A 16,088-nucleotide genomic window follows, 5' to 3' on the forward strand; every position below is an offset into this window, starting at 1 on the left:
GCTGTTTCAGGTGCGAGGGTGGCTGGCGTGAGAAATCAGTTGATTAACTAAGACGGTCAGTCTATTAATTCACCCATGACGAACATGACTGCTACTCCTCGCAAGCGTGGTCGCCCGGCAAAAGCCGCCGGCGACCACCGGGAAACACGTGAGACCCTGTGCCGTGCCGGCGTTGCTGCCTTGACGGAGAAGGGGTTTTCGGCCACTGGCATCGACGAAATACTCAAGTCGGTCGGTGTGCCAAAAGGCTCCTTCTACCATTTCTTCGCCAGCAAGGAAGCCTTTGGCAGCGAACTGATCACGCTCTACGCCCGCTATTTCGTGGGCAAGATCGATCGCTTCCTGCTCGACGCAAGCCTGACGCCGCTCAAGCGCATCGAAGCCTTCTGCGAAGATGCGGAGCGCGGCATGCAGCGATTCGATTTCCGCCGGGGTTGCCTCGTCGGCAACTTGGGACAGGAGATGGGTGCGCTGCCGGAATCCTTCCGTGAGCAACTGACCAATGTCCTGCTCGATTGGCAGGCCCGATTCGAACGTTGCCTGGAACATGCCAAGGCAGCCGGGGAAATCTCTGAAGCTTCGGATTGCGCACGCCTGGCGGCGTTTTTCTGGATCGGCTGGGAAGGCGCGGTGCTGCGCGCCAAGCTGGAGCGTAACGGTGAGGCGCTAAGGGTATTCGCGGACATGTTTTTGATGAGCCTGAGGTCTTAGGCTCTTTTTTCATCATCCATGTACGATCGGTCTGACCGAGGTGCAAAAACCGAATGAATTGTTTGCACATGGGAACATGTTGAATCATGGCCAAACTGGAAGTCGAGCAACTCTGGACCCATGTGCACTGGCTGGCGATCCTGGAAGAGCAGGGCACCTATACGGCAGCGGCGATCCGCTTGGGGGTCAGCAAGTCAGCGGTGAGCCAGCGCATTGCCGAGCTGGAAAAAGCCACCGGGCTGAGCCTGGTGCAGCGCACGACCCGCAGTGTGCGCTTGACCGATGCGGGACACGCACTGGTCAGTGACGTACGCAGTGCCTACGAGCAAATCGCCCGCAGCTTTTCCGATGTTCGCGATTCGGCTGGGGTTGCCCGAGGACTCCTGCGCCTGACCGCTCCGGTGGCCTTTGCCCGCCAGCAACTGGTTCCGGTATTGGCCGGTTTCTTTCGGGAATACCCGGAAGTCCGGGTGCAACTCGACGTTTCCGACCAGATTTCCTCCATTGCTTCCGAGGGCTTTGACCTGGCCATTCGGCACAGCAATCAGATCCCGGACACCCATGTCGCCTGGAAACTGAGCCCGACCCGTTCGGTACTGGTCGCGACCCGCAGCTATCTGGAGACATTCGGCGAGCCGGCGCATCCGGATGACCTGACAAAGCACAGCTGCCTGTTTTACCCACGGGGCAGTGACACGCCGGCCTGGGCTTTCGAAGCCCAGGGCGATGCGCAGATGGCGGGGAAGCGGCTGACGGTTCCGGTCAAGGGCATCTTCGCCACCAACAACAGCGAAGCCTTGCGGGATGCGGCCTTGACGGATCTGGGCATCGCGCTGTTGCCTGACTTTACCGCCCAGGCCGGGCTCAAGAGCGGGGCGCTGGTGCAGGTGCTGCCGTCCTGGCGATCAGTCGGTGCCTTCCCCGAGGACATCTATCTGGTGCGCCCTTACTCCACCCATGTACCAAGGGCCGTCAGCGTGTTTGTCGAGTATCTGCGGGGGCAGTTTGCGGGCGGGTTCATGTAGCGCTGGGTCGGCGCTTACTCTTGCTCGGTGAAGTAGCTCTTCTCAATGGCCTTGCGGGTCGAGGAGATGATCTCCTTGCGGGTCTTTTCGGTCTCGACCGTTCGGGACAGGACGAGCGCACCCACGCATTGGGCAATCACCGCCCATGCCGCTTCGGGACTGCCGAGGCGCTCGGCCCAGGCTTTCTGAATGTCCTTCAAGCCTTTCTCCACGGCCCCGCGCACCTCGGGTTCGGCCCGTGCAATCTCGGCTCCCAGGGCTGGCAGCACACAACCTTCTTCTGGATGTAGTACGTGAAAGGTACTGAGGTAGCTGCGCAGGCATTGCTCCAGCTGTTTGGCTGAGGCTTCTTGCCCGCCGGTCAGCATTTGCGTGCTGTTGCGCACTTCATCCTCGATCACCGCCTGGAACAACGCCTGCTTCGAGGGAAAGTGGCTATAGAAGGCGCCTCCGGTCATGCCGATGCTGGCCATGAGTGCATCGACGCCCGTCGAGCTGAAGCCACCTTTCTTGGTGACCGCCCTGGCCGCTTCGATCAGCTTTGCACGCGTCTCATCCTTGTGAGTTTTCGAGTAGCGCATTCACCGTCCCCGGATTGATTGACATCGGCTGGAGCGTAGCATAGGGTTCGTTTAGTAAGCGATCGTTTTCTTAAGAGGCGAATATGGCAAAGACCGTAGAGTTTTACTTCGATGTGGGCAGTCCGGCGTCCTATCTGGCGTGGACCCAGTTGCCGGGAATCTGTGCGCAGCAGGGTGCAAGCCTGGTGTTCAAGCCGATGCTGTTGGGCGGGATTTTCCAGGCGACCGGCAATGCGTCTCCCGCGGCTGTACCGGCAAAGGGGCGCTACACCTCGATTGATTTCCAGCGTTATGCAGGGCGCTACGATGTACCGTTCCACTCCAATCCACACTTTCCCATCAATACCCTCAACCTGATGCGCGCCGTCATCGGCGTGCAAATCAGGCATCCCGAGCGATTCGAAACGCTGCTGGCAGCGCTGTTCAAGGCGCTGTGGGTAGACGCGGTGAACCTGAACCAGCCCGAGCTGATTGCCGCTACCGTTATGGGAGCAGGATTTGGCCTCGAAGAGATTCAGGCGCTGATCGGCGATCCGCAAATCAAGTCGGCCTTGAAAGACAACACTGATGAAGCCCTGGGTCGCGGTGTATTTGGCGCTCCGACGATGTTTGTTGGCGACGACATGTTCTTCGGCCAGGACCGTCTGGATTTCGTCAGGGAAGCCATTGGCTGAACGACGGGCCATTCACACAGCTGTTGATCCATAACAATCGCTCAACAAAAAGGATCCCTGTTCATGTCAGCTAACCAATCCACAGCAAAAGTAGCCCTCATCATTGGTGCCGGTGACGCCACCGGCGGCGCCATCGCCAAGCGTTTTGCCGCTGAAGGATTCACCACCTGCGTGACCCGGCGCGATGCCGAAAAACTCCAGCCACTGGTCGACAGCATTCGCGACAGTGGCGGCATCGCCCATGGCTTTGCGTCCGATGCACGCAAGGAAGAGGAGGTCGTCGACCTGATCGAGCGCATCGAGACAGAACTGGGACCCATCGAAGTGTTCGTCTTCAACATCGGCGCGAACGTGCCGTGCAGCCTGCTCGATGAAACCGCCCGCAAGTACTTCAAAATCTGGGAAATGGCCTGTTTTTCCGCCTTTCTCAACGCACGGGAAGTGGCCAAGCGCATGGTGACGCGACAAAAGGGCACCATGCTCTTCACCGGCGCCACCGCCGGTTTACGCGGTTCGGCGAACTTTGCCGCGTTTGCCGGGGCCAAGCACGCACTGCGCGCACTCGCACAAAGCGCAGCCCGCGAACTGGGCCCGAAAAACATTCACGTGGCGCATGTGGTGGTGGACGGGGCAATCGATACCGACTTCATCCGCACCAGCTTTCCCGAGCGTTACGCACTGAAGGATGAAGACGGGATCCTTAACCCCGAGCACATCGCGGACAGCTACTGGTACCTGCACAGTCAGCCGCGGGATGCCTGGACCTTTGAGCTGGATTTGCGTCCGTGGATCGAGAAGTGGTGATGTTCCTCCAGGGCGCTTGCAAAGGCCTCAGGCGTCGGGCTTTCTGGCCATTGCGCAACGCCCTCCGGCAGTGAAACCCAAGGCTGCTTGCGCTTGACCCAGATATGCGCCATGGGCGTCAACTGCTCGGCGCCATCGAGCACCCCCGCACGCACCACACGCATGCCGGGGGCTGCCGTCGTTTCATTGAACAGCCGGGTGAAACAGGTGCCGCAGGCATGCTGGGTCGAGATCTGCCCTTCATGGGTATGGCTGTAGGTGAGGGTGTCTCCGGACACGTCCACCGCCTGCGCGCTACACAGCATATGCAATGCGAATGCGCTGCCGCTCCAGCGTTGGCAGTCCAGGCAGTGGCATGCATACAACGGCGCAAGGGACTCAGTGCGCAAGCGAAGATGAACGCGTCCGCATCGGCATTGACCGGTGAAACCCATGGTGCTGCTCCTTATACTGCTGCCTGACAAATGAGAGGCGCATGATCGCTGTTCCTCGCGTCCGGCAGAAGACAACAAATGGAGCAACCGTTGGTAAGGAATGTATGAGCAGCCTGGAATGGGAAAGGCAGCGGGTATTTCTGGCCGTGTTGCGCAGTGGCAGCCTGTCCGGCGCGGCGCGGATGCTGGGTATTGCCCAGGCCACTGCGCGTCGTCGCCTGGAAAACCTCGAATCAGGGCTGGGTGTGAACCTGTTCACCCGTACGTCCACGGGCCTTGTGCCCACTGCGTCAGCGCGGGGGTTGATCCATCATGTCGAGTCCATGGCCATCGCCGCCGAGGCGTTCAGTCGCATGGCAAGCGATGCCGCGCAGGCGTCCCGTGGCACCGTCAGGCTGACCAGTAGTGACTTTCTCGGGGTCGAGGTGTTGCCCGGATTGATGCGCGAGTTTCACTACAAACACCCGGATTTGAAGTTTGAGATGAGCATCAGCGACTCGCTGGAGGACATCTCCCGCCAGGAGTCGGACATTGCCGTACGCCTGCTGCGCCCCAGCGAAGCCGGAGTCGTCGCGCGTCGCACCGGTGCCTTGCGTGTCGGGATTTACGCCAGTGTCGAGTGCCTTGAACGCTACGGCGAACCCGCGAGTATCGAGGCGCTGCGCAGCGTTCCGTTGATTGGTCCCGACCGACGTTCTGCCGATCGGCGCCGATTGGTCGACGCGGGGCTGTGTGAAGCAGACCATTCATTCACCGTGGCCACCGACAATCACCTTGCCCAGCTCGCCGCGCTCAAGGCCGGCCTGGGTTTTGGCCTGTGCCCGACCACGGTGGCGGCGACCCATGGCCTGATCCAGGTCCTGCCGGGCAGCTTCGGCTTTGACGTCGACGTGTGGATCGCCATGCACAACGACTTACGCAAAGTCGGGCGCATCGCCAGAACGTTCGAAGCCCTTGGGGAGGCATTGACCCGATACCTCGATCATTGAAGCAACCGGGCCGGTGGATGGAGCGTCAAGCTTCAGACCGCAGCTTGGAGCAACCAATTGACGACCTTGCCCAGTTCGGACTCCGGGTCAGGCTCAGTGGCGGTGAGCAGGTAAAAGCCGGCTTCTGTTTCCAGGCAATAGCGGGGGCTGAGCGCCCTCACCAGTCCTCCTGTCGCCAGCGCGCCAGCAACCAGTATCTCCGGGACCAGGGCCACGCCAAGGCCCCGTTCAGCCGCTTCGATCGCCAGGCTGGTCTGGGAGAATTTCTGAAAGGTCGAGGTCGGTTGCATCTTGCAGGCGGCGAACCATCGACGCCAGTTGTCGTGCGAGTCTGAAATCAGCGGAGCGCCCTGAGCCAGGTCACTCAGGGTCTTCCAGCGATGGGCTTTCTTCACGGTGGGCGAGCAGACCGCAATGGCGGTGCCTGCATGCAGGAGGTGCGCGTGGCAACCGGTAAAGGGTGGGGTACCCCAGCGGATCGCCATATTGACGCCGTCACTGCCATGCAAGGGACGCACGGCGTCTGAGGCATCGATCATCACCGACAATCCCGGCTCTGCTTCGCTCAGGCGGGCCAGCTTGGGAATGAGCCAGCGACTGGCGAATGCCCCGGTGGTGCTCAACGTCAGCGTTCGCGCTCCGGGAGGCGAGCGCAACGCCGTGAGCTCGCGGGCCGCCTCGTTGACGAGGTCCAGCGCGAGCTGAACCTTGGTCAGAAAACCTTCAGCCTCGGGGTGCAGGCGAGTGCCGCGAGGCAGGCGTTTGAACACCTCCATGCCCAGTTTCTGCTCCATCACCCTGATTTGTTGAGCCACGGCACCCGTGGTGATGTGCAACTCGTCAGCCGCTGCCCGAAAACTGCCGAGCCTGGCCGTCGCCTCGAAAGCAACCAGTTGGCCGAGCAGGGCATGGCCCGAGCGCGCCGGGTTTGATTTTTCCATCGTGGATCAGCCTCGATTCATGACGCACAGCGCGCTGTTCAGACCAGGACGCGATTGCGCGAGTATGTAGTTTTTCTACAGTCTCAGGCAAAAAAAGATCATTAGTGCGATGAGCGCCAGTGGCCTAGATTTAGCGCGTAACCCTTGCGTTCCCAAGCTCCCGTTCCCCAGAGGATTCATCGCATGACTGAGCAAAAAGTAGCCCTCGTAATCGCCGGCGGCAGCGGCATGGGCGCCGCCGCCGCGCGTCGGCTTGCCGCTGATGGTTTCAAGGTCGGCATCCTGTCTTCCTCCGGCAAGGGCGAAGCACTCGCCCAGGAGCTGGGAGGCATTGGTGTAACAGGTTCGAATCAATCGAATGAGGACATCGTTCGCGTGGTCAATGCTGTGACCGAGCAATGGGGACGCATCGATGTACTGGTCAACAGCGCCGGACACGGACCCCGCGCGCCGATCCTCGAGATCACCGATGAAGACTGGCATCGCGGGATGGAGGTTTACCTGCTCAACGTAATTCGTGCGACTCGCCTGGTGACACCCTTCATGCAAAAACAGAAGGGCGGGGCGATCATCAACATTTCGTCGGCCTGGACTTTCGAGCCCACCGACATGTTCCCCACATCGGCAGTCTTTCGCGCTGGCCTGGCATCGTTCACCAAGATCTTCACGCAGACCTATGCCGGCGACAACATTCGCATGAACAACGTACTGCCGGGCTGGATCGACAGCCTACCGAGCACGGATGAGCGCCGCGACAGCGTTCCGCTCAAACGCTACGGCACCAGTGAAGAAGTGGCCGCGACCATCGCGTTCCTGGCGTCGGAAGGTGCTGCCTACATTACGGGGCAGAACCTGCGGGTCGATGGTGGTGTGACCCGGTCGGTCTAGTCGGAGCGTTCTCATGAACCGCATGCAAATCGCAACGGACCAGGCCCCTCAGGCCATCGGCACCTATTCTCAGGGCGTGCGCATGGGCAACCTTGTGTTCCTGACGGCGCAGATAGGTCTGTCGGCCGAGTCCGGTGAACTTGCCATTGGCGTACCGGCGCAGGTTGAGCAGGTCCTGGAAAATCTTCAGGCGGTGGCGTCGGCGGCGGATGCCACGTTCGAGCAGGTCGCAAAGCTGACGATTTATCTGACTGACTTGACGTGTTTTGGCGAAGTGAACAGCGCACTGGAGAGGTATTTCAAACCGCCATTCCCGGCGCGCGCTTCAGTTGGCGTGAGCCAGTTGGCACTTGGCGCCAAAGTGGCAATCGACGCAACGCTGGTGCTGGACGTCTAGAGGCGGTGGATCCGGTGGGTGTTCGGTGTTGGAGAAGCACCATCGACACACCCATCCGGTGACCCCGCGCCAGTCGGAATGCGCCTGACCCACTCTACTCGGGTGGGGCGCGAGAAAGTACCGGAGGATTAACCTGCAGACCTCATAAAACGCATCCGCCATACGTCTGCCGCGGGCGCGGGAATTCAAAGAGGTATCTGTCGTGAACCGTTGTATATCCACTTTGACCGGTAGAAGTCGCAAGCTTGATGGTGGCGTGATGTTTGGCAATACGCCGCGCCAGTTATGGGCGGACTGGATCAAGCCTGACCAGGACAATCTGGTGGACCTGGCTTCGCGAGGGTTGCTGGTGCAGCAAGGGGGTCGCAACATCCTTGTGCTGGCGGGCGCCGGTGCCTTGCTAGCACCTCTGCGGCGCACCTGCAGTTGCCAGCAGCACCCCTCGGGGTTGCTGGAGAGCCTGGCGCAACACGGCCTGGCTGAGCGTGACATCAGTGCGGTGGTGCTGACACACCTGCACGCGCAACTTTCCCCTGAACTCTGCGCGGCGGTTGAAGACGGCAATACACCGCGTTTGCTGTTTCCCACCGCGCGTTACATCACCGGCGCGCGCCACTGGTCCCGTGCCCGTCACAACCATCCCCATGATCGTGCCTTGTTCGTCCGGCAGATCGTGCACCGGCTGGAAAACAGCGAACGACTGGTGCTGGTCGAGGGCGACCGTTGCAATGAGCTTGGCGACGGTTGGCAGTTCCATTTCAGCGATGGTTACACCCCAGGACAATTGATTCCGGAGATCAGCATGCCGGGCGGCCCGGTGGTGTTCGCCGGCGATCTGATTCCCGGCACGCACTGGCTGCGCCTGGATGTCACCACGGCCAACGACCGCAACCCGGAAGGTCTGGTGGGTGAGAAAGAGCGACTGCTGGATCACCTGGTGGCCAGTGGCGGGCGGTTGGTGTTCTCCAGTGACCCCGAGATCGCGATGATCAAGGTCATGCGTGATCGGCAATCGCGTTACCTGCCGTTTGATACGCATAGCGCGTTGAGCCGGTTCGAGTTTTGACGGTTTCTCACCCTGTGGGAGCGAGCCTGCTCGCGATAGCGATGTATCAGTCGCCATAAATGTTGAATGTGGCGGCCCCATCGCGAGCAGGCTCGCTCCCACAGTTTTTGATCTTCGGCGAACGCCAAACCAGCGGTCCTCGCCAATCCTTTGTAGGAGCGAGCCTGCTCGCGATAGCGGGGTATCCGTCGCCATGAATTTTGAATGTGGCGGCCCCATCGCGAGCAGGCTCGCTCCCACAGTTTTGATTTTCAGCGCCTACAAACTGCCCACCAGGTGCCCGCCATCTACCGCCAGCACGGCGCCGGTCATGAAGGCTCCGGCCTCGCTCGCCAGCAGCAGGAAAGGGCCTTCCAGTTCCGTAAGGCTGCCCAGCCGACGCATCGGCACGATGTCGCGTATGTAGGCCTGGCCCTTGTCGCTGTCGAACCAGGCGTCGTTCATTTCGGTCTTGAAGTAACCCGGTGCGATCGCATTGACCCGGATCTGGTGGCGCGCCAGTTCCAGGGCCAGTGATTTGCTCAGTTGCACCACGCCGGCCTTCGCCGCGCAGTAATGGCTGTAGCCGGTTCCCACTCGCAGGCCGAGTATCGAGGCGATGTTGACGATGCTGCCAGGGCGCTGCGCCTTGACCAGCCGTTGGGCCGCGCATTGGGCAACCCGCCATACGCCGTCGAGGTTGGTCGACAGCATGGCCTGCCAATCGCCCTCGCTGATGTCCAGCGCGCGCTTGCCATTGCCGATACCGGCATTGTTGAGTACCACGTCAATCACCCCGAAAGCGGCTTCACCGGCATCGAAGGCGCGTTCGACGCTGTCCCGGTCAGTCACGTCCAGGGCCACGGCCAGCGCTTCTCCGCCAGCTTCTTGAATATCTTGTGCGAGTTGCTGCAAACGCTCGATACGCCGTGCGCCGAGGACCACGCGAGCACCGGCAGCGCCTGCTACCCGGGCCAGATGGGCGCCGATACCGCTGGAGGCGCCGGTGACCAGTACGGTTTTGCCGGCCAATGAAAATCGATTCAACAGGTCCATCACTACTCCTCGCGATTGTGCTGCCAACAGGAAACCGGCCCCTCTGTGGGGGCCGGTTTTTACCTCAGATGCGTTCGATACGGGTCTTGCCGGCGGCGACCAGGCGCTCCAGCAAGGGGGCAGGGTGGAACCACATCTCGCCGTATTCGCCCAGCGCCTGGCGGTAATGGCGGATGCCGGCCAATACCTTTTCCAGGCCGAGCTGCTCGGCATAATGCATCGGGCCGCCGAGCCAGGCCGGGAAGCCGTAGCCGTTGATCCACACCAGGTCGATGTCGCCGCTGCGTTCGGCGATGCCTTCTTCGAGCAGCTGGATGCCTTCGTTGATCAGCATGAACAGGCAGCGATCATGAATTTCCTGGTTGGTGATCGGGCGACGGGAAATGTGCAGTTCCCCCGCAATGCGTTCGGCCAGTGCAACGACTTCGAAGTCTTCCTTGCGCTCGCGGCCTTCATAAATGTACGCACCACGCTTGGTCTTCTGGCCGAAGCGCCCCAGGGCATTCAGCTCGTCGGCGAGCCGGCAGTAGCTCGGATCATGGGCAATGGCTTCGCGACGGGATTCGCGCACTAGGAAGCTCACGTCGATCCCGGCCAGGTCGTGCATCGCCATGACCCCCATGGCCAGGCCCAGGTCGGTCAACACCTGATCGATCTGCGCCGGCGTAGCACCTTCGAGCACCATGCGATGGGCTTCGCGGGAGTAGGGCTCCAGCATGCGATTGCCGATGAAGCCGAAGCACACGCCGGAAACCACCGGGATCTTGCCAATGGTCTTGCCCAGTTTCAGCGTGGTGGCCAGCACCTCGGGCGCGGTGAGTCGGCCCCTGACCACTTCCAGCAAACGCATGACGTTGGCCGGGCTGAAGAAGTGCAGGCCGATCACATCCTGCGGGCGACGGGTAACGGCGGCGATGGCGTCGACATCAAGGGTGGAGGTGTTGCTGGCGAGGATGGCGCCCGGTTTGCACACTTCATCCAGGGTGCGGAATACCTGTTGCTTGATCGGCAGGCTTTCAAACACCGCCTCGATCACCAGGTCGCAGTCGGCGATGTCGGCGTAATCGAGCGTGCCGGTCAGCAAGGCCATACGCTGGTCTAGCTCGGCCTGGGTCAGCTTGCCGCGTTGCAGGCTGATCTCATAACTGTTGCGGATTTGCCCGAGCCCGCGCTCCAGGGCGTCGGGTTTGAGCTCCAGCAACGTGACCGGGATGCCGACGTTGGCGAAGTTCATGGCGATGCCGCCGCCCATGGTGCCCGCGCCGATCACCGCGACTTTGGCGACCGGACGCAAGACCGTGGCGGCACTGACACCGGCCACTTTGCCCGCTTCGCGTTCGGCAAAGAACACATGGCGCAAGGCCGCGGATTGCATTGATGCTTCGGCTTCCTTGAACAGGGCGACTTCGCGATCCAGCCCGGCGCTCAACGGCAGCACACTTGCCGATTCGACCGCAGCCAGCACCAATCGGGGTGCCAGGCGATTTTTCCAGCGCGGCTCGTGGGTGGCGCGATAGCCAGCGAAAAAGCCATCGGGCAGGGCCGTGGCCGGGTTGGCGTGAGGTTCTGCGGGGCGCGCCGGAGCACCTTCAAGGACCAGCTCCCGGGCGAAACGGCGTGCGCCATCGAGCAAACTTTCGCCTTCGTTAATCAATCGGTCGATCAGCCCCAGTTCAAGGGCGCCGCCAGCGCTGACCGGCTGCCCGGACATCATCATTTCCAGCGCCGGTTCGGCACCGATCAGTCGCGGCAAACGTTGAGTGCCGCCGGCACCGGGCAACAGGCCCAGATTGATTTCCGGCAGGCCGAGACGGCTGTTGGCCGCGCCGATGCGGTAACCGCAAGCCAGGGCCAGCTCCAGCCCGCCACCGAGGGCGAAGCGGTCGATGCAGGCAAGCAGCGGTTTGTCGATCCGGGTCAGGCGCACCAGCAGGTCGGGCAGGGAAGGGCTGGCGGAGGAAGCCGGAAGGCCAAACTCGGTGATATCGGCGCCCGCACAAAACAAACCGTTCGCGCCGTGGACAATGATCGCCGACACCGCAGGGTCGCTGGCGGCGCGGTCACAGGCCTGGAGAATGGCCGCGCGCAAGGGTTGTCCGAGTGCGTTGACGGGTGGTGAGGCCAGGCCGATCAGCGCGAGATTGTCTTCGACGTGGTAGGTGACCAGATTGCTCATATTGCTTTCCTGATTATTGTTGTTTGGGCTGTCGCAGTACCTGAGCGAGCTTGCTCGCGAAAGGGCCCTGTCAGTCAACAAAGATAAAGCTGTTGAATATGACGGCCCCATCGCAAGCAAACTTGCTCCCACATCGGGTTCACTAGAACCAGCTGTCCTGCATGTAGTAGGCGACGTGGTTGGCCTCTGTGAGCAGCCGGGCCTGGGAGGGCACCGAGGCCAGTTCCCAGGACATGAAGTAGTGCGCCGCCTGCAACTTGCCCTGGTAGAAGTCCGCATCGCTGCCGCTTGCACCGGCGCCCAGCGCCCGGCTGGCCAGCTGAGCCTGGCGCAGCCAGAGCCAGCCGACCACTACGCGGCCGAACACATCCAGGTAAGGCGTGGCATTGGCCATGCCGAGGTTGGCGTCGGCCGCCACTTGCGCCTGCAGGCTGGCGGTGACTTGTTCCAACACGCTCAATGCATCGGCCAACAGCGCCGCCAGCGGCGCGCAATGGCTGTCATGGTTGGCCGCGAGCAGGGTGGCCAGCACTTCGGCGGTGAACAGGCGATAACCGTCGCCACCGCGCGGCCCCAATTTGCGCCCAAGCAGGTCAATCGCCTGGATGCCTTCGGTGCCTTCATGGATCGGGTTCAGGCGATTGTCCCGGTAGTACTGCTCCAACGGGTATTCGCGGGTGTAACCGGCGCCGCCAAGCACCTGGACGCCAATCTCGGAAGCCAGCAGGCCGTAGCGTGAAGGCCAGGACTTGACCACCGGGGTCAGTACGTCGAGCAGCTCGGCGGCGTTGTTGCGCTCCAGGGCTGTCGCGGCGGTGTGGGCATCCTCCACCAGGCTGCTGGCGTACAGGCACAGCGCCAGGCTGCCCTCGGCATAGACCTTCTGTTGCAGCAACATGCGCCGCACATCGGCATGCTCGACGATGCGCACCTGGGGCGCTGCCGGGTTCTTGTTGCCGGGCAAGCGCCCTTGCGGCCGCTCGCGGGCGTAGTCCAGGGCATGGATGTAGCTTTGATAAGCCAGGCTCGCGGCGCCCAGGCCGACACCGATACGCGCCTCGTTCATCATCTGGAACATGTAGCTAAGGCCCTGATGCGCCTCGCCGACCAGATAGCCCACCGCGCCGTCGTTCTCGCCGAAGCTCAGCACGGTGGAGGTGGTGTTGCGATAGCCCATCTTGTGCAGCAGGCCGGCCAGCGCCACGTCGTTGCGCGTGCCGACACTGCCGTCGGCGTTCACCAGGAACTTGGGCACCAGGAACAGCGAAATGCCCTTGGTGCCGGCCGGCGCGCCTTCGATGCGGGCCAACACCAGGTGCACGATGTTTTCAGTCAGTTCGTGATCGCCCCCGGAGATGAACATCTTCTGGCCGAAGACCCGGTAAGTGCCGTTTTCCGCCGGCCGCGCGGTGGTGCGCAAGTCGCCCAGCGCCGAACCCTGGCCCGGCTCGGTGAGGGCCATGGTGCCGCTGAACCGGCCATCGAGCATGGGCGCCAGGAAGCGCTCGCGCAGCTGTGGCCCGGCAAAGGCCTTGACCAGATTGGTCGCGCCGATGCTCAGGAACGAATAGGCGACGGTGGAGATGTTGGCTGCATTGAAATACGCCATGCAGGCGCGCAGCACGACCTCCGGCAGTTGCAGGCCGCCATCTTCGAAGTCGTGGTGAGCGGCCAGGAAACCGGCCTGGGCGAAAGCATCCCAGGCGGCCTTGGTCTCGGGAATCAGGTGGACCCGTTCGCCATCGAAGGTCGGTTCGTTGCTGTCGCCCTTGTGGTTATGCGGGGCGAACAGCTCGGCGGCGATCTGGCGGGCAGTGGTGAGAGAGGCATCGAACACGCCGCGGTCGTGGTCGGCATAGCGCGGGCGTTGCAACAACGCCTCGGTATCGAGCAGCTCGTAAAGCTGGAAGCGCAACTCGCGCTCGTTGAGCAGCAGATCAGTCATGGCATCTCTCGTCAGACAGTGTCGAGTGAGGGCCATGGGATTCATGGCCCGGTACAGACATCCACGATAGAGAGATGCGCCGGGCATTTACCCCCTCCTTTGGAGTAGGCCCGGATGTTGTCAGTTAATGGGGTGTTCTGCAGGAAACGTCATCAGTAGTGCTTTTGACGAACCTCACCCAGATCTGCTTGCAGGATGCTATTGAGGTCCTTCCAGGGAAATTGGGCTTCCTGACCCGACGCATTGCAGGTTGGACGGTGCCTGAACGGTGTTTCGTCCATCATTGGCTGCTGCCCCTCACCACAGGATCTGCATACAACACGATGACCACAAATCAACCAAGCCTTGTTCCAGCAATTCAACGTCGAAGGTGAGCGGCGGTTTGGCATGGGAACCCCTCCAGTTTTGAGCTGTAAAGATAGCTGGAAACTGGAAAACGGAAACCCGATGACTTACAGAGAGAAAGCCACCCGCAAAATGCCCTCAAGGTCCTTCGGTTTGCGCGCGAGCAGTTTTTCCAGCGCAGGGCTGCTCTGGTCGAAAGCGCCTTTGTCGATGGCATTACCCCAGCCGCTCAGGAATTTCGCGACCGAGTTTGGCCAGCCGTCTGCCTCCCGGGCGGCGATGAACGCTTGAACGGAAATGGGTTGGTATTCGATCGGCTTGTCCGTCAGTCGAGCCAACGCATCAGCGATGTCCTGGAATGACCAGGTCTGTCCCGCATTCAGCAGGCAGGTGCGGTTTTCATACCCGGTTTGGGTCAACAGCGTGGCACCGGCCTCGGCCAGCTCGGCAAACGTGGCGAAACTGGCTCGACCTTGGCCTGCCGGGGCGCTGAAGCTCTCTTTGGCCGCATTGGCACCGATGAGGAAGGGCAGATCGTCGGCGTATAGGGGATGTTGAACAATCGTGTAGGTGAGGCCCGACTGCTCAAGCATTCGCTCGGTCGCCATGTCGCTGTCCGTCACGCCTTCGATGGGTGCCAGCTCATCGTTGATCCGTTGAATGCTGGTGTAAACAACATGACGCACACCCGCCCGGCCGGCAGCGGCGATCACGTTTTTATGCTGGGCAAGACGATCGCTGAAGGCTACGGCTGACACCAGGTAGATTTTTTCCACGCCTTCGAAGGCCGCCACCAGCGAATCGTAATCGGTGTAATCCCCTTGGCGCACTTCCATACCCAATTCAGCCAGGGACCTGGCCTTTTCAATATCACGTGCCATTGCCACGACGTCCGATGCCGGGATTTTCTGGACCAGTGAACGCAAGACCGCATTGCCCAATCTGCCTGTGGCGCCTGTAACGAGAATTTTTGCCATGGTGCTTTGCTTTCCAATCTTGATAAGCGGGTGGGCAGCCATCATGACCAATGCATCACGGATAAATTAGTCCTCAATGGGTAGAATCAACTTCAACCTGAAGTTGGAGATGATCATGGAAACCCTGGGTAATCTTGAATCCTTTATCCGCGCCGCAGAGGCCAGCAGTTTTTCCGAAGCCGCGCGGCGGATGGGGGTTTCCTCTGCTGCCGTGAGTAAAAACGTGGCGCGGCTTGAAGCCAATCTGGGGACTCGCCTGTTCCAGCGCAGCACCCGAAGCCTCACCCTGACTGAAGCGGGAGAGTTGTTCTATCAGCAGGTCTCCCAGGGGCTTGAGACTATCCAGGACGCCATCGCACAAATAGCTGATGCCCGGGAAGTCCCGGCAGGGCGATTGCGGGTCAATTTGTCGCCATCTTTCGCTTACGACTATGTTTTGCCATTGCTCAAGACCTTCAAGCAGCGTTACCCCGCTGTGGTGCCGGATTGGCACCTGGAAATCCGGCGCGTGGATTTGATCGGCGAAGGGTTTGATGTCGCTATCGGTGGCGGCATGGAATTGTCGCCCGGGGTCGTGGCACGAGAACTGGCCAAACTTCATCTCGTGGCGGTCGCCGCGCCCTCATGGCTGGAAGGCAAGCCGTTACCCAGTACACCCAGCGATTTGCAGGGGGTGGATGGCATCGTGATGCGTTCGACCCACTCAGGGCGTTTGCTGAGCTGGACGCTTCGTGATTCCGGGGAAGGGCGGTTCGACCTCAACCTGAAACCCACGGCCATCATGAATGACCCCGAAGCGTTGTGCAGTTGTGCCCTGATGGGGCTGGGTGTCGCGCTGCTACCTCTGGATCGCGCGTGGCCCTGGTTGCAACGCGGTGAGCTGATTCGATTATTGCCCGATTGGTATGCAGATCTGGGCGTGGTCTCGGTTTATTACTCTTCGAAAAAATCCCTGCCGGCCAAGACACGGGTGTTCGTCGATTTTCTGCTGGAGCATTTTCAGCAAAACCTCTGCCAACACTTCCGAGCCGATTGACGCCTGCCTCTGCGGATTGTTTCACCCAGCACAATTAAGCCATGACATCCGTGCCTGTTCTCTA

At 61.1% G+C, this 16,088-nt stretch carries 16 protein-coding genes; 9 read left to right on the plus strand and 7 right to left on the minus strand.

Annotation, left to right across the window (positions count from 1 at the left end; all coding sequences use genetic code 11):
- Positions 1 to 75: 75 nt before the first annotated feature.
- Both acuR and ABTV29_RS14545 read left to right on the plus strand, forming a co-directional pair.
- The gene (gene acuR / locus ABTV29_RS14540; protein WP_433771337.1) at positions 76 to 711 is read left to right on the plus strand and encodes an acrylate utilization transcriptional regulator AcuR; all 636 of its coding nucleotides are present in this window, start codon (positions 76 to 78) and stop codon (positions 709 to 711) included.
- Positions 712 to 797: 86 nt separating this feature from the next.
- Entirely contained in the window at positions 798 to 1,736 is a 939-nt protein-coding gene (locus tag ABTV29_RS14545; protein WP_433771339.1) for a LysR substrate-binding domain-containing protein, read from the plus strand.
- Positions 1,737 to 1,750: 14 nt separating this feature from the next.
- Here the strand turns inward: ABTV29_RS14545 and ABTV29_RS14550 are convergent, their stop codons facing one another.
- On the minus strand, positions 1,751 to 2,317 hold the full coding sequence (locus tag ABTV29_RS14550) for a TetR/AcrR family transcriptional regulator (protein WP_433771341.1): 567 nt from the start codon (positions 2,315 to 2,317) through the stop codon (positions 1,751 to 1,753).
- An 83-nt stretch (positions 2,318 to 2,400) separates the two neighbouring features.
- On the opposite strand from ABTV29_RS14550, the gene ABTV29_RS14555 reads away from it, so the two are divergent.
- The gene (locus ABTV29_RS14555) at positions 2,401 to 2,991 is read left to right on the plus strand and encodes a 2-hydroxychromene-2-carboxylate isomerase (RefSeq protein ID WP_433771343.1); all 591 of its coding nucleotides are present in this window, start codon (positions 2,401 to 2,403) and stop codon (positions 2,989 to 2,991) included.
- 63 nt (positions 2,992 to 3,054) lie between these two features.
- Positions 3,055 to 3,795: an SDR family oxidoreductase gene (locus tag ABTV29_RS14560; protein WP_433771345.1), complete on the plus strand. Its 741-nt coding sequence runs from the start codon at positions 3,055 to 3,057 to the stop codon at positions 3,793 to 3,795.
- Here ABTV29_RS14560 and ABTV29_RS14565 read toward each other — a convergent pair.
- Positions 3,735 to 4,229 carry a GFA family protein gene (locus ABTV29_RS14565; protein ID WP_433771347.1) on the minus strand — a complete coding sequence of 165 codons (495 nt, stop codon included), beginning with the start codon at positions 4,227 to 4,229 and terminating at the stop codon, positions 3,735 to 3,737. The two genes, ABTV29_RS14560 and ABTV29_RS14565, sit on opposite strands and share 61 nt — an antisense overlap.
- 104 nt (positions 4,230 to 4,333) lie before the next feature.
- Between ABTV29_RS14565 and ABTV29_RS14570 the strand changes: the two genes are divergently transcribed.
- A complete protein-coding gene (locus ABTV29_RS14570; RefSeq protein WP_433771349.1) occupies positions 4,334 to 5,218 on the plus strand; it encodes a LysR family transcriptional regulator in 885 nt (294 codons plus the stop codon).
- Between the two features lie 32 nt (positions 5,219 to 5,250).
- Here ABTV29_RS14570 and ABTV29_RS14575 read toward each other — a convergent pair whose 3' ends face one another.
- Complete coding sequence (locus tag ABTV29_RS14575; protein WP_433771351.1) at positions 5,251 to 6,159, minus strand: LysR substrate-binding domain-containing protein; 909 nt, start codon at positions 6,157 to 6,159, stop codon at positions 5,251 to 5,253.
- Positions 6,160 to 6,342: 183 nt separating this feature from the next.
- On the opposite strand from ABTV29_RS14575, the gene ABTV29_RS14580 reads away from it, so the two are divergent.
- From ABTV29_RS14580 to ABTV29_RS14590, 3 genes are all read left to right on the plus strand, one after another.
- A complete protein-coding gene (locus ABTV29_RS14580; protein ID WP_433771353.1) occupies positions 6,343 to 7,047 on the plus strand; it encodes an SDR family oxidoreductase in 705 nt (234 codons plus the stop codon).
- A gap of 13 nt (positions 7,048 to 7,060) precedes the next feature.
- On the plus strand, positions 7,061 to 7,444 hold the full coding sequence (locus tag ABTV29_RS14585; RefSeq protein WP_433771355.1) for a Rid family detoxifying hydrolase: 384 nt from the start codon (positions 7,061 to 7,063) through the stop codon (positions 7,442 to 7,444).
- Between the two features lie 259 nt (positions 7,445 to 7,703).
- A complete protein-coding gene (locus tag ABTV29_RS14590) occupies positions 7,704 to 8,510 on the plus strand; it encodes an MBL fold metallo-hydrolase (RefSeq protein WP_433771357.1) in 807 nt (268 codons plus the stop codon).
- A 258-nt stretch (positions 8,511 to 8,768) separates the two neighbouring features.
- Here the strand turns inward: ABTV29_RS14590 and ABTV29_RS14595 are convergent, their stop codons facing one another.
- The 4 genes from ABTV29_RS14595 to ABTV29_RS14610 form a co-directional block, all read right to left on the minus strand.
- On the minus strand, positions 8,769 to 9,545 hold the full coding sequence (locus tag ABTV29_RS14595) for an SDR family NAD(P)-dependent oxidoreductase (protein ID WP_433771359.1): 777 nt from the start codon (positions 9,543 to 9,545) through the stop codon (positions 8,769 to 8,771).
- Between the two features lie 64 nt (positions 9,546 to 9,609).
- Positions 9,610 to 11,721, minus strand: a complete 2,112-nt coding sequence (locus tag ABTV29_RS14600) for a 3-hydroxyacyl-CoA dehydrogenase NAD-binding domain-containing protein (RefSeq protein WP_433771360.1) — start codon at positions 11,719 to 11,721, stop codon at positions 9,610 to 9,612.
- Positions 11,722 to 11,863: 142 nt separating this feature from the next.
- A complete protein-coding gene (locus tag ABTV29_RS14605) occupies positions 11,864 to 13,666 on the minus strand; it encodes an acyl-CoA dehydrogenase (protein ID WP_433771362.1) in 1,803 nt (600 codons plus the stop codon).
- A gap of 452 nt (positions 13,667 to 14,118) precedes the next feature.
- On the minus strand, positions 14,119 to 15,033 hold the full coding sequence (locus tag ABTV29_RS14610; RefSeq protein ID WP_433771364.1) for an SDR family oxidoreductase: 915 nt from the start codon (positions 15,031 to 15,033) through the stop codon (positions 14,119 to 14,121).
- A 70-nt stretch (positions 15,034 to 15,103) separates the two neighbouring features.
- Between ABTV29_RS14610 and ABTV29_RS14615 the strand changes: the two genes are divergently transcribed.
- Positions 15,104 to 16,024, plus strand: coding sequence for a LysR family transcriptional regulator (locus tag ABTV29_RS14615; RefSeq protein WP_433771881.1), 921 nt, complete (start codon positions 15,104 to 15,106; stop codon positions 16,022 to 16,024).
- Positions 16,025 to 16,088: the final 64 nt, after the last annotated feature.

The organism is Pseudomonas putida (genome assembly GCF_050989985.1).
Taxonomy (GTDB): Bacteria; Pseudomonadota; Gammaproteobacteria; order Pseudomonadales; family Pseudomonadaceae; genus Aquipseudomonas; species Aquipseudomonas putida_AI.

Coding starts and splice junctions, on each gene's coding strand:
- ABTV29_RS14590 (WP_433771357.1), top strand. CDS start 7,704: ATGTTTGGCAATACGCCGCGCCAGTTATGGGCGGACTGGATCAAGCCT.
- acuR (WP_433771337.1), top strand. CDS start 76: ATGACGAACATGACTGCTACTCCTCGCAAGCGTGGTCGCCCGGCAAAA.
- ABTV29_RS14545 (WP_433771339.1), top strand. CDS start 798: ATGGCCAAACTGGAAGTCGAGCAACTCTGGACCCATGTGCACTGGCTG.
- ABTV29_RS14615 (WP_433771881.1), top strand. CDS start 15,104: ATGGAAACCCTGGGTAATCTTGAATCCTTTATCCGCGCCGCAGAGGCC.
- ABTV29_RS14595 (WP_433771359.1), bottom strand. CDS start 9,545: ATGGACCTGTTGAATCGATTTTCATTGGCCGGCAAAACCGTACTGGTC.
- ABTV29_RS14610 (WP_433771364.1), bottom strand. CDS start 15,033: ATGATGGCTGCCCACCCGCTTATCAAGATTGGAAAGCAAAGCACCATG.
- ABTV29_RS14585 (WP_433771355.1), top strand. CDS start 7,061: ATGAACCGCATGCAAATCGCAACGGACCAGGCCCCTCAGGCCATCGGC.
- ABTV29_RS14560 (WP_433771345.1), top strand. CDS start 3,055: ATGTCAGCTAACCAATCCACAGCAAAAGTAGCCCTCATCATTGGTGCC.
- ABTV29_RS14580 (WP_433771353.1), top strand. CDS start 6,343: ATGACTGAGCAAAAAGTAGCCCTCGTAATCGCCGGCGGCAGCGGCATG.
- ABTV29_RS14600 (WP_433771360.1), bottom strand. CDS start 11,721: ATGAGCAATCTGGTCACCTACCACGTCGAAGACAATCTCGCGCTGATC.
- ABTV29_RS14565 (WP_433771347.1), bottom strand. CDS start 4,229: ATGGGTTTCACCGGTCAATGCCGATGCGGACGCGTTCATCTTCGCTTG.
- ABTV29_RS14575 (WP_433771351.1), bottom strand. CDS start 6,159: ATGGAAAAATCAAACCCGGCGCGCTCGGGCCATGCCCTGCTCGGCCAA.
- ABTV29_RS14605 (WP_433771362.1), bottom strand. CDS start 13,666: ATGACTGATCTGCTGCTCAACGAGCGCGAGTTGCGCTTCCAGCTTTAC.
- ABTV29_RS14555 (WP_433771343.1), top strand. CDS start 2,401: ATGGCAAAGACCGTAGAGTTTTACTTCGATGTGGGCAGTCCGGCGTCC.
- ABTV29_RS14570 (WP_433771349.1), top strand. CDS start 4,334: ATGAGCAGCCTGGAATGGGAAAGGCAGCGGGTATTTCTGGCCGTGTTG.
- ABTV29_RS14550 (WP_433771341.1), bottom strand. CDS start 2,317: ATGCGCTACTCGAAAACTCACAAGGATGAGACGCGTGCAAAGCTGATC.